9 protein-coding genes are annotated in these 12,886 nt (G+C 36.0%); 8 read left to right on the top strand and 1 reads right to left on the bottom strand.

The genetic code is table 11. The annotated features are described in order from the left end of the window. Positions 1-2: 2 nt before the first annotated feature. From AAYQ05_RS16285 to AAYQ05_RS16255, 7 genes are all read left to right on the top strand, one after another. On the top strand, positions 3-950 hold the full coding sequence (locus AAYQ05_RS16285; protein ID WP_343544453.1) for an aldo/keto reductase: 948 nt from the start codon (positions 3-5) through the stop codon (positions 948-950). Positions 951-1,361: 411 nt separating this feature from the next. Then, the gene (dcuC, locus tag AAYQ05_RS16280) at positions 1,362-2,729 is read left to right on the top strand and encodes a C4-dicarboxylate transporter DcuC (protein WP_343544452.1); all 1,368 of its coding nucleotides are present in this window, start codon (positions 1,362-1,364) and stop codon (positions 2,727-2,729) included. 13 nt (positions 2,730-2,742) lie between these two features. Next, positions 2,743-3,894: a beta-aspartyl-peptidase gene (iadA, locus tag AAYQ05_RS16275; protein ID WP_343544451.1), complete on the top strand. Its 1,152-nt coding sequence runs from the start codon at positions 2,743-2,745 to the stop codon at positions 3,892-3,894. Between the two features lie 6 nt (positions 3,895-3,900). Then, positions 3,901-5,244: a putative porin gene (locus AAYQ05_RS16270; RefSeq protein WP_343544450.1), complete on the top strand. Its 1,344-nt coding sequence runs from the start codon at positions 3,901-3,903 to the stop codon at positions 5,242-5,244. A gap of 5 nt (positions 5,245-5,249) precedes the next feature. Continuing rightward, complete coding sequence (locus tag AAYQ05_RS16265; protein ID WP_343544449.1) at positions 5,250-6,788, top strand: M14 family zinc carboxypeptidase; 1,539 nt, start codon at positions 5,250-5,252, stop codon at positions 6,786-6,788. A 7-nt stretch (positions 6,789-6,795) separates the two neighbouring features. Further along, positions 6,796-8,079 (top strand): hypothetical protein, encoded by a 1,284-nt coding sequence (locus AAYQ05_RS16260; protein WP_343544448.1) that lies wholly within the window; start codon positions 6,796-6,798, stop codon positions 8,077-8,079. A 10-nt stretch (positions 8,080-8,089) separates the two neighbouring features. Then, positions 8,090-8,857: a lamin tail domain-containing protein gene (locus AAYQ05_RS16255; protein WP_343544447.1), complete on the top strand. Its 768-nt coding sequence runs from the start codon at positions 8,090-8,092 to the stop codon at positions 8,855-8,857. 70 nt (positions 8,858-8,927) lie between these two features. On the opposite strand, the gene AAYQ05_RS16250 is transcribed toward AAYQ05_RS16255, so the two are convergent. Further along, complete coding sequence (locus tag AAYQ05_RS16250) at positions 8,928-11,153, bottom strand: NHL domain-containing protein (RefSeq protein WP_343544446.1); 2,226 nt, start codon at positions 11,151-11,153, stop codon at positions 8,928-8,930. Between the two features lie 236 nt (positions 11,154-11,389). Here AAYQ05_RS16250 and AAYQ05_RS16245 point away from each other — a divergent pair, with 236 nt between their 5' ends. Next, entirely contained in the window at positions 11,390-12,817 is a 1,428-nt protein-coding gene (locus AAYQ05_RS16245) for an amino acid permease (RefSeq protein ID WP_343544445.1), read from the top strand. Positions 12,818-12,886: the final 69 nt, after the last annotated feature.

Below are 12,886 nucleotides of genomic sequence, written 5' to 3'. Positions count from 1 at the left end.
TCATGGATTCTCAAAACCAAAAAAGCGAAATAAACCGACGCAAATTTTTACGAAATACTTCATTAGCGACTGTTGGAATTTACTTGGGCATTTTAGGTACGCCTAAAGTATTCGGAAATGTATTGATAGATACAAATGCTAAAGGCATTCCAGATGTTAAATTGAATAATGGATTGAAAATGCCTATGCTCGGGTTTGGAACTTACGGACTAAGCGGTGATATATGTCAAAAATCTGTTGTAGAAGCTATATCTGCAGGTTATCGTCTTATCGATACTGCAAAAGTGTATGGGAATGAAATAGAAGTTGGAAAAGCGATAAAACAAAGCGGAATTGATAGAAAACAGCTTTTTGTGACCTCAAAACTATGGGTTGATGATGCTGGATATGAAAATGCCAAAAAAGGTTTTGAAGAAACGCTTCAAAAACTGGGGTTTGATTATCTTGATTTGTATCTAATACATCGTCCGAGAGGTGATGTAAAAGGGTCTTGGAAAGCAATGGAGGAACTTTATAAAGCAGGAAAAATAAAAGCTATTGGAATTAGTAATTTTGATACAGCTCAATTGACAGATCTTTTGTCTTATGCTCAGGTAAAACCAGTTGTAAACCAGATTGAAACCCATGCTTATTTTCAGCAGACAAATGATTATGCGGTGCTAAAACAGCATAATATCCAAACAGAAGCTTGGGCGCCTTTTGCAGAAGGCCGAAACGATCTTTTTACAAATGAAGTATTAACTCAAATTGCGAAGAAGCATGGTAAAACTACTGCACAGGTAAGTTTAAGATGGCATTACCAGCGCGGTATTGTGGCTATTCCGAGATCTTCTCAAAAAGTACATATTTTAGAAAACCTAAATATATTTGATTTTAAGCTTGATGATGCTGATATGAAAGCGATTGCAAAATTGGATTTAAATAAAACTCAGTTTCCGGAATGGAGTTAAAGCATGCTTAGCATTAAATTAAAACCATAATAAAAAAGCCTATTTCCATCGAAAATAGGCTTTTTTTATGTTACTTCTATGAACTTCAAAAAGCTAAGTTTCCATTTTTCTATATTCATATTTAGACAATCTTATGGTTTGAAAATATTGTAAAATAAATCTTATTTACCTTTTGTTAAGTATTTTACAGTCAATGCTGTATGTTTTTTAGAAAAAGAGGCTTTAGGAAAAAACCGTTCTATTTGATTTATTTGCATAAAAAGCTGTTTCTCTTTAAGATTTATTAATAAAAAACTGCATAAACAGAGCGTGATTTGCTTAATTGCTAATTTTAATAAGGTTGTTAAAATAAAACAAAAAAAGAGCTAAATTTAATCGAATATTTTTATTGTCTAACTTATCTAATTGTTTATGAATGTATTAGGTTTGGTGGTTAGTATTTTATTTATAGCCGTAACAGCATATCTGCTTGTGAAAAAATTCAATCCGCAAGCTGTTCTTCTTTTTGCTGGCATCTTGATGATGGTCATGGCTACTTTGTTAAGTTTTCCTATCACTCCTGTAGCGCAGCCAACAGGAATTTTCGTATTCGACTTATTTAAACGCTTACAAGAATCATTATCTGATAAGACTGCCAATGTCGGACTCATGATTATGACAATTGGCGGCTTTGTTGCTTATATGAAAGCGATTGGAGCTAGCGACGCATTAGTGCATGTTGCTGTTAAACCGCTTGGAGTTTTTAAAAAGTTTCCGTACATCGCAGCTTCTATAGTGATACCTATCGGTCAGGTTCTTTTTATTTGTACACCATCTGCAACAGGATTAGGTTTATTATTGGTTGCATCATTTTTTCCAATATTAGTTTCATTAGGAGTAAGTAGGGTTTCGGCTGTGGCTGTTATTTCTGCCTGTACTGTATTTGATATGGGGCCAGCATCGGCAAATACTGCCCGCGCATCGCAACTGCTAGATATGCACAATGTAGAGTATTTTATTAAGTATCAGCTGCCACTGGTAATTCCGATGACTACGCTTCTTATGATAGTCTATTTTTTTGTAAACAGACATTATGACCAAAAATTGCCAAAAGAACATCATGAAAATTATAATCCTGATGAAATTGTTTTGAAAACACCTTTGGTTTATGCAGTGTTGCCTGTTTTACCATTATTGCTCTTAATTGTATTTTCTCCAATTCTCAATATTTTCAGTAAACCTGTTCATCTTGATACGACAACTGCAATGCTTATATCATTGGTTATTTCTATGGCAATGGAAATAATTAGGTTACGAAATGTCGAAGAAGTTTTTGCCTCACTTAAAATATTTTGGGAAGGAATGGGTAAAGTATTTGCATCTGTTGTTACACTAATTGTTTGTGCAGAAATATTCGCTAACGGATTAATTTCACTAGGATTTATTGATAGCTTAACCAATGCTTCAATGAGTTTAGGACTTGGAATAGTAGGTATTGGAATATTAATGACTATTATAATTTTCCTAGCTTCTGTACTCATGGGCAGCGGTAATGCTTCTTTCTTTTCTTTCTCGCCATTAGTTCCTGGAATCGCAGCCAAATTTAATACATCAGCAGCAGGAATTATTTTGCCAATGCAGCTTTCATCTAGCATGGGAAGAGCAGTATCGCCAATTGCGGGTGTAATAGTAGGTATCGCTAAAATAGCAGAGGTTCAGCCAATGGATCTTGCAAAACGCAACGTAATTCCCATGTCAGTAGGTTTATTGTTTATGCTTGTATTTCACTATTTTATTTAAAACTTAAATAAAGATGTTTAAACTGATAAAAAATTCAATCCTATATGCTCCCGAATCATTTGGGAAAAAAGATATTCTGATTTGCGGAGAAAAAATCGCGCTAATCAGTGATAAAATTAGCCCAAATCTTCCAGATGTTGAGATTATTGATGCAAACGGAAAAACAGTAACTCCTGGATTTATAGATCAGCATGTGCATATTACAGGTGCTGGCGGTAAGCACGGCTTTCAGTCGCTTACGCCAGAAATTGCTTTGACTGAATTTATTACCTGCGGAACAACAACTGTAGTGGGACTGCTAGGTACAGATGGAGCAACAAAAAGTCTGAAAGCACTTTACGCTAAAACCAAAGCGCTAGACAATGAAGGCATTACCGCTTATATGCTAACCAGCTATTTTGGTTTGCCTCCAATCACTATGATGGGTTCAGTATTAGAAGATATGCTGTTTATAGATAAAGTCTTAGGATGCAAAGTAGCAATCAGTGACGAACGCTCTTCTTTTCCTACCGCCAAAGAACTGTTGTCTATTTTAAAAGATGTGCATGTTGGCGGTTTGACATCAGGAAAAAAAGGAATTATGCATGTGCATCTCGGAGCACTCAAAACCAACATGCAGTTATTGCTTGATTTGGTAGAACAATACGATTTTCCTATTCGAAATATATCGCCAACACACGTAGGCAGAACAGCTCCTTTATTTGAGGAAGCTATTCGCTTTGCAAAACTGGGCGGAATGATTGATATAACAACAGGCGGAACTAAATTTGACGAACCGTATAAACAAGTGCTTTATGCTCTAGATAAAGGAGTTCCAATAGAAAATATGACCTTCAGCAGCGATGGTAACGCTGGTTTAGGAGTAAATGACAAAGACGGTAATTTGGTAGGCTTCAAAAAAGCACCCATTGATCTGAATTATAAGCAGGTGCAAAAACTGGTAAAAGAGGCTAATATGCCAATAGGGCAAGCTATTCAGTTGGTAACATCAGGTCCTGCACGTAATTTATCACTTACACAAAAAGGGAGAGTCTTCGCAGGAGGTGACGCCGATTTATGTTTGTTTGATTCCAATTTTAATTTGACGGATGTCATAGCTCGAGGTAGAGTAATGATGAAGGAAAAAGAAATTTTAGTACGCGGAAGTTTTGAAAAGAAAGATTAGATGAATATGAAAATAAAACTATTCTTATTGCTGTTATTCTTCTCAAACTGCTACTTTGCAATAGCACAGGAAGATGACGAACTGGAGGTAAGGAACGAAATGGACTCTGAACAGACAGCTCAAACTCAAGATGTATCTGAAGCCATGCGTTTGAAAAAAGGCTATTCATTAGGTGATGGATTGACGCTGGAATCTGAAAGCACTTGGCTTAACTTTACGCAAAGTCTGCAGTTGTTGGCAGGTGTGAATTCTACTGACAGCTTTGACACGTATAGTTCAGAATTTAATATTCGTAGAGCTAGGTTTAATTTCAGAGGAACTTTATTCAATGAAAAAGTATATGTAAGACTCCGTGTAAATCTAGTTGGAAATTACCAGAGCACGACAACTGGATCGCGTTCTTATAATGGTACTTTACAAGACGCATTAATAGAATATAGGCCAACTCCCAACCATCGAATAAATTTTGGTGTGCGTGCCAATTATGACGACTCGAGAGAAGCTAGGATAGAAGGAGAATCTCTTGGTTTTATTGAAAGAAGTGCCATATCTACAGCCTTTGATCCAATATTTGATTATGGAATAAGATATTATGGCGTATATCGTTTTGGAGGAAATGTCCTCAAACCGTATGTTTCCATCACTACCGGAGACGGAACTTCTGCTTTGCAAAAGAATTACGGCGGATTTAAATATGGTATTCGTTTAGATTATCTGCCTTTTGGAACCTTTAGTAAAGGAGGTGAATATTTTATGGATGATTTAGTGCATGAACGTGTGCCGAAATTAATAATCGGTCCTACTTTTAGTTATAATGATGGTATTAGTTCAGCAAAGGGAACCAATGGAGGAAGGTATATTTATGGTGATGCAGCACAGAATGAGCTTTTGCCTGATTTAATTAAGACGGGAATTGACTACATGTTCAAATATCGCGGATGGTATTCTCTAGGCGAATATGTTTATACTCATGCTAAAGTGCCTTCAGGTATTGCGGGAGAGTTTAACACAAGCGGAAAATTTACGCCATATACTGGCCAAACTCCAGAACAGATTGAAAATACGGTGCTTAGTCGATTAAATGTTGGAAGCGGATTCAATGTGCAAGTGGGATATTGCTTTAATGCATTTGCCTTATCTGGCAGATACTCATATATCGAGAATGATCCTAATACCGCCAATTTTGCAGACATGAACCGTTATTACAGTTGTGTTGGAACCTTTTATTTTAGCGGGCATAATTTAAAACTGCAGACAGAAGTGGGTTATCAGGAATACAAAGACATGTTAAAAACTCCTGATGTAAAGGGAAATATATATGGCCAAATAATGTTTACTCTTCAATTATAGCGAAAATGAAAAAGTCACTATTAATTATCATGTTTACAATCTGTGCTGTCTCCGTAATGCAGGGGCAGACAGAAGATATTTATCAAAAATATTTTCCAGACCCAGCAACAGATATGCCATTGCCAATTACAAAAGGGAATTCGACATTTAATTACTTTACTAAGTATAAAGATGTGATTTCTTTTATTCAGGAATTAGCAGCCAAATATCCAGATATAATGACGGTTAGTTCAATTGGAACGACTCAAAAAGGAAAAAATCAGCCCATGGTTTTACTGACACGTAAAAGTAAGGTAGCAGATGAAGATAAATTGAGAGTCACTTTTATAGGAGGTATTCATGGTAATGAACCATTATCAACCGATGGTATGCTATATTTAATGTATTTGGTAACCCATGATGCTTCAAATACTGCCATGCTTGATAATATGATTTTGCAGGTTATACCAATGGTAAATGCAGACGGAAGAACTGCAGAAACAAGAGCAAGCAATAACAGTGTCGATTTAAATAGAGATCTCACTATTCTTAATGCAAAAGAGAGTACGAATCTAAAAATAGCAATTAATAAATTTGATCCTCATGTAGTGGTAGATTTTCATGAATTTTCACCAGCAAGATTAGATTTTAAAGAATTAAATGACTGTTATACATCTGCTTATGATATTTTATTTCTTTATACGGGAAATCTAAATGTAGATCCTGCAATTCGCGATGTAATCAAAACAGTATTTGTAGAGCCAACAAAATCTTTTTTAACCAGTCATGGCCGAAGAGTTGCAGATTATTGTACCACATTTATGAAAGATAATAAAGTCTGGCTAAATATAGGAGGTATTGCTTCACGTTCAAGCGCAACTAATTACGCACTGCAAAATAGAATTTCTATGTTAATGGAAATTCGCGGATTATCAGAAAAAGAAAAGTCGGCTAAAAGAAGAATTGAAACGGCAGCTCTCACAGGATTATCATATTTAAAGATTGCACACGATCATGAAGCGGAAATAAGAACTGCTATTAAAACAGCTAATAAGAATGCTGTAGAAGCTTCACGTGTTTCTGTAAGCACTTCAAAACCTGAAATAATAAAAAGGGATTATCATTTTGTAGATAAGTGTAAAGTTTCTGATACAACCATTGTTTTTAACGCTAATTACAATGTAAATCAGTCACCTGTTATTACTCGGCCAAAACCTGGTGCATTTATAATCTTTCCAGCATCGGAGAAAGTAAAAAAAGTGCTTGAAGTATCGGGGGTTTCGGTGAAAGTGATAAAACAGCCCTTGCAGTTTAATCATATAGAACAATATGCCGTAAATCAAAACGGACAAATAAACATTGTAGAAGGAGCAGTTTCTATACCAGAAGATGCTCTTGTTATTGATTCTCAACAGCCTATGAGCAATGTAATAGCTGACCTTATAGAGCCTGATGGTGCAAACTCTCTGTATGCAAATAATATTATCAGAAAAAAAAGCAAAGAAAATATGATTCCTATATATCGTATATCTCGTGAACAATTATCTCAATTATCCACTAAATAATAACAGTATGAAATTAAAATACACCCTGTTTATATTTTGCACATTAGCAATTGCATTTCAATCGTTACGTGCGCAAGTGTCTGAGGTAGGAAAATCTGACTCAAATGTCCGTTATGTTACTGGAGAAGGCACATATATCACGCTTAGCAAAAAAGACAAATTTATTTTTAATATTAATGCCACTTTGCAGCCTGGTTTTCAGTTAAAGAGTGAAGATGTTGAAGATGTGACCACAAATTCAGAACAGTTATCTCTTAATCTTGTTCGTCTCGGACTTAATTTTTCGGCTTACGACAATAGGCTTACAATGGCCATTTTATCTGATTTTACTGGAACAACTGGTATATTGGAAGGATGGATTGGAATTGCCAGCAAAAATAAAAAGTACAGACTTGTATTTGGTGAAAGACAAACCAATACCAATAACAGACTTGCAATGGCCGATGAAAGATATGCATCGGTTATGGCACCAACAATATCTGGAAAATCGAATGATGGAAGTATATATGGCGGTTTAATGCAAAATTTTGTAAGCACAACAAGAGAAGGCGGTTTGTATTTTGAAACCAATTTCAGCATTAATAAAATGAGATTGTATCCATCTGTATCGATCACTACAGGAGAAGGGCAGGGATTCTTTGATCCAGTAGCTAATTCTGGTTTCAAATACGGTGGAAGAATTGATTTTATGCCTTTGGGAGATTTTATCAAAAATAATGCTTTTATATCTCAGGACATTTATCACGAACCAAAACCAAAATTTGCGATTGGAGTTGCTGACAGTTATAATGTAAAAACGAGTAATTCTATTGGCGCTGGAAATGGTACAGTTTCAGGTATTTATGATGAAAATGGTAAAGCAGCTTTTGCAAATTATAATAAATTCGTTTTGGATTTAATATTTAAGTATAACGGTTTTGCTTTTGTGGGAGAATACATTGATGGATCTATTCATGGAAAAGATTTATTCACAGACACTGCAGGCGCGGTTAGGCTTACACCCGAAAATGCTTCTGCGAAATATAGTGTGGGAAGCGCAATCAACGTTCAATCGTCGTATGTAACACACGATGGTTGGGCATTTGAAGGACGTTATTCATACGTTAAGCCTGAGTTTGATGTAGCAACATCTATAATTCAGACTCAACATTGGTATACGGCGGCATTTAATAAATATATGATGAATAATGCTTTGAAGTTTGGAATTAATGCGACCTATATTGACCAGAACGGAGCCGGTCAGAATAAAACAACTTGGATCAATAACCTTGCGGTACAAATTTCATTTTAAATTAATAGTTATGAAAGCACTAAAAATACTAGCGATTGCCCTATTGATGGCGGGATGCGATTCAAATATTGATTTTTCGGGTCCGTCACCAGAACCGCCTTCACCAGACGAAGGAAAAGATCTACTTATAACTGAAATTGCAACATTCATTAACACAGATGCAACCGCAGGCGGTGTTAGAAATCACTATGTGGAATTGTATAACGGTACTGGAAATACGATAGATTTGTCGAAATATGCTATTGGATATCAGGCTACAACAGACGAAAGCACGTTGACAGATTGGAGCTTTACCAGCAGTGCCAATTATTTATTATTGACAGGATCATTAGAAAAAGGAAAATGTTATGTAATTGCTTCGCCGCAGGCAAATACAACTGCCGTAAAACGTGATATCGAATGGGGGACTACAAGCAGTGCAAATGCAGATGCAAGCAAACCTTTGCAGTTAAGCGGAAATAGCGGTATTGCTCTTTTAAAAAAGGATGCAGCAGGAAAATATACTCTAAACGGGGAATCTTATAGTCTTATTGATGCTTTTGGTAGTCCAAATGTAGCGCGTGTAACTTCGGGAGGAAGCAACAGTAGCCGTAATAATTTTATGTGGACAATTGCAGGAGAAACTAAAGACACACGTAACAGAACGTTTTGGAGAAAAGGAACCGTAAAAGATCCTAACCCTGATTGGGCCACCACCAAAGGAACGTCTGCCAGCAATTCAGAATGGACTATTTCTGGAGATAGAACATGGGATTACACCAATTTAGGGCTTCGTTGAAATTAATATCTTACGTAGGCATGCCACTTAAAATCATAAAAAAAAACCGCTAAAAGCGGTTTTTTTATATCTATTCAATAATAATTTTTTGAGAGCTTTTTTGAGAGCCATTTTTTAAGGTTAGAAAATAAATGCCTTTAACAAAATTATGAATGTCTATACTCATTTTTAAATTTTCCATTTTTGAAGAAAATACCTGTCTACCCAGTACGTCAGCTATTGTGACCTCAGTATTGGCGCTTACATTTTCGAGTTCAATATTTAGCAGACTGCTTGTTGGGTTTGGGAAAACTCTCACTACAAAATCAGGGTAGTTCGCTTTGTCAACACTAAGATTTTTCTGCGTAATTTTTCTAATTCTCCTATTGGCAGTATCAGCTACATATACATTTCCAGCGGTATCGCCCGTTATTCCAAAAGGGCTTAAGAACTGCGCAGATAATGCAGGACCATCTAAATAGCCTGCTGTAGAACCTGCCAAAGTGCTTACAGTTCCTGAAGGGGTGATTTTTCGAACTAAAAAATTCCCAAGCGACTGCTCCGTTACATATAAGTTATCATTGCCATCAATACCGATCTGTTCTGGAAAAGAAAATTGCGCGCTGGCTCCAGGGCCATCTGTATATCCTTCAGTTGATCCTGCTAGAGTGCTTACTACACCTTGAGGCGTTATTTTTCTAATCCTCTGGTTGATTCTGTCAGTCACATATAAGTTACCGCTTTTGTCAATGCAGATTCCTGTAGGCTGCCAGATTTTGGCTGTAGCGCCCGGACCATCAGCAAATCCAAACGTAGAGCCTGCAAATGTACTTACTGTGCCATCAGGAGTAATTTTTCTGATTTTAAAATTATAGTTGTCTGCTACATAGAGATTCCCATTTTTATCTACACAGATTCCATTTATACCATCACTAAACTTTGCAGTGTTTCCAGGACCGTCTAAGATTCCGATGGTTGTACCCGCTACGGTAGTCACTACACCCTGTGGTGTAACTTTTCTTATTTTGTAATTCTTTGAATCTGTCACATATATATTTCCGGCAGCATCAATACAGATTCCCATTGGGGAATTAAATTTAGCGTAAGGACCCGTTGCGTCTGCATAACCATATTCAGATGATCCTGCAATAGTGCTTGTTATGCCTTCTGGTGTAATTTTTCTAATTCGGTTATTGCCGGTGTCAGCAACGTAAATATTTCCTGTAGCATCTGTGCAGACCCCGTTTACGCTTGCAAATTTTGCTATCATTCGTATTCCGTCGCTGCTTCCTACATCTGAACCTGCAAAAGTGCTGATAGTTCCCGAGGGCGTGATTTTTCTAATGATATCATTGTAGGTGTCCGCGATATAAATACTTCCGTCGGCATTTATATGAACTCCCGATGGAGCATCAAAACCAGCTTTGTCGCCTAAATCTTCAAAGCTTCTTAATCCATATCCAGCGAAAGTAGTTACTACACCTGTAGGAGAAATTTTTCTAATTCTATTATTGAACATGTCTGCCACGTATAAATTTCCGTCAGTATCAACATCAATTCCGGCTGGAGTCTTAAACATTGCGGCGCTGCCAGTTCCATCAGCAAATCCTTCACTTGAACCAGCAAGTACACTCACGCTTTCTGTCGGGGTAATTTTTTTTATTTTACATTCATAAGATGAAGTTACATATAGATTTCCGTTTTTATCAATGCATATCCCTCTAGCTGAATCAAAAACTTCTAAAGGAGCAATCGTACTGACAGTACCTGCAGGAGTAATTTTTCTTATTTTATCATTTCCATAGTCGGTAACATACAAATTTCCGCTATTGTCTATGCAGATTCCATAAGGTCGGCTAAACTTTGCTTGCGATATATTTCCATTAACGAGACCACTTGTTGATCCAGTAAAAGTACTAACCAGGCCAGATGGAGTAATTTTTCTTATTTTATGATTTTCGTGATCCGTAACATATAAATTTCCATTTTTGTCAATACAGATTCCATAAGGAGTGTCAAACTTTGCTGCTGTTCCCTGTCCATCGGCAAAACCTTGTGTTGAACCAGCCAGCGTAGTTACATAACCTTCAGGAGAAATTTTTCTAATTCTGTGGTTACGTGCGTCTACGACGTAAATATTTCCGTTAGCGTCAGAACAGATGGCTTCGGGTTTATTGAATTTAGCTTCTGGTCCTGTCCCGATTCCTTCTGAAAAAATTCCTACACTGTCGCCACCGCCTGCCAGTGTGCTGACAGTCTGTGCTTTGATTAGGAATGGAGAAGATAAAATAAATAATAAAAGTAAAGTTTGCCTCATATTTTTAGATTAGTTGATAGATCGAGATAAAAATAGTCTTTTTTTATTAAGAAATAGCGTATTTATTTTTCGCTTGTTAGATAATGCTTTAAAAGAATGGCAAAAACAAATTAAATAGGATTTAGGCATTTGATTCAAATAATATTTAAAAGAGTGGCTTTGCACGATTCCTTTTTTAACTTATCTTCGCTGTTTATACATTTCCGAAAATATTTAACTCCTTTAAAATCTAATTTGTGAAAGAAAAATATGAAGATCTACAAGACAATCAGCTTAAACGCGGATTGACTAATCGCCACATTCAGTTAATTGCCTTAGGCGGATCAATTGGAACAGGGCTTTTCCTTGGTATTGGTCCAGCAGCTGTATTAGCAGGTCCATCTGTTATTTTAGGATATGCTATTGCTGGAATCATTGCCTTTTTTATTATGAGACAGCTTGGAGAAATGGTTGTCGAAGAGCCTGTATCTGGAAGTTTTAGCTATTTTGCCTATAAATATTGCGGTTCTTTTGCTGGTTTTGCATCTGGTTGGAATTATTGGATTTTATATATTTTAGTCAGTATGGCCGAACTTACAGCCATTGGTGTTTATGTGCAATTTTGGTGGCCAGAGATTCCGCTTTGGGCGTCGAGTTTGTTTTTCTTTCTAGTTATCAATGCTTTAAATTTTGCTTCGGTAAAAGTTTACGGAGAAACAGAATTCTGGTTTTCAATTATAAAAGTGGTTGCCATTATTGCAATGATTCTTTTTGGGACTTATTTATTGATAAGTGGGACAGGAGGAGAGCATGCTACAATTCATAATTTATATAACGATGGAGGCTTTTTTCCAAAAGGTTTCTTCGAAAAAACGGCTAATGGAAGTTTTCAAGGATTATTATCAGCAATGGCTTTAATTATGTTTTCTTTTGGAGGTTTGGAACTAATTGGAATTACCGCTGCTGAGGCCGAGAATCCTGAAAAAAATATTCCAAAAGCAACCAATCAGGTTATTTATAGAATTCTTATATTTTATGTGGGTGCTTTGGTCATTTTATTTGCTTTGTCACCTTGGCGACAAATTACCACAGACAGCAGTCCGTTTGTAATGGTTTTTCAGAATTTAAACGGAATGGAATTTGAGCTGTTTGGCAACAAAATATATTTTACGCGATTGATTGCCAATGTGTTGAATTTAATTGTGTTAACTGCTGCTTTATCCGTATACAATAGTAGTGTATACAGTAACTCACGAATGTTATTTGGTTTGGCAGATCAAGGCAGTGCTCCTAAGTTTTTAAAGAAGCTAAACAAACAATCAGTACCTGTTAACGCCATTTTAATTTCTTCATGCTTTGCAGCGATCTGTATTTTAATCAACAAAGTAATTCCAGAAGAGGCATTTAGTATTTTAATGTCTCTAGTAGTGTCTTGCTTGGTTATTAACTGGGTTATGATTTCGTATACACATCTACAATTTAGACGTACGAAAGAAAAGGAAAACACAAAAACTAAGTTTGCATCCATATTTTATCCAGTTAGCAATTACATCTGTTTTGTATTTTTATTAGGTATTTTATGTATTATGTGGATGACTAATATGAAATTATCAGTAGAATTAATTCCTATTTGGCTGGGTATTCTTTTTGTATTTTACAAAGTTTTTAAAACAAAGAATACGTAGTTTTAATCGTATTTTTATTCTAGGCATTGAAAATCAGCATTGACATGATTTTCAATGCTTTTTTTTTCA

The organism is Flavobacterium movens, assembly GCF_039581425.1.
Classification (GTDB): Bacteria; Bacteroidota; Bacteroidia; order Flavobacteriales; family Flavobacteriaceae; genus Flavobacterium; species Flavobacterium luteolum.
The sequence above is the reverse complement of the archived record's forward strand: the minus strand, read 5'-3'. Positions and strand labels throughout refer to the sequence as shown.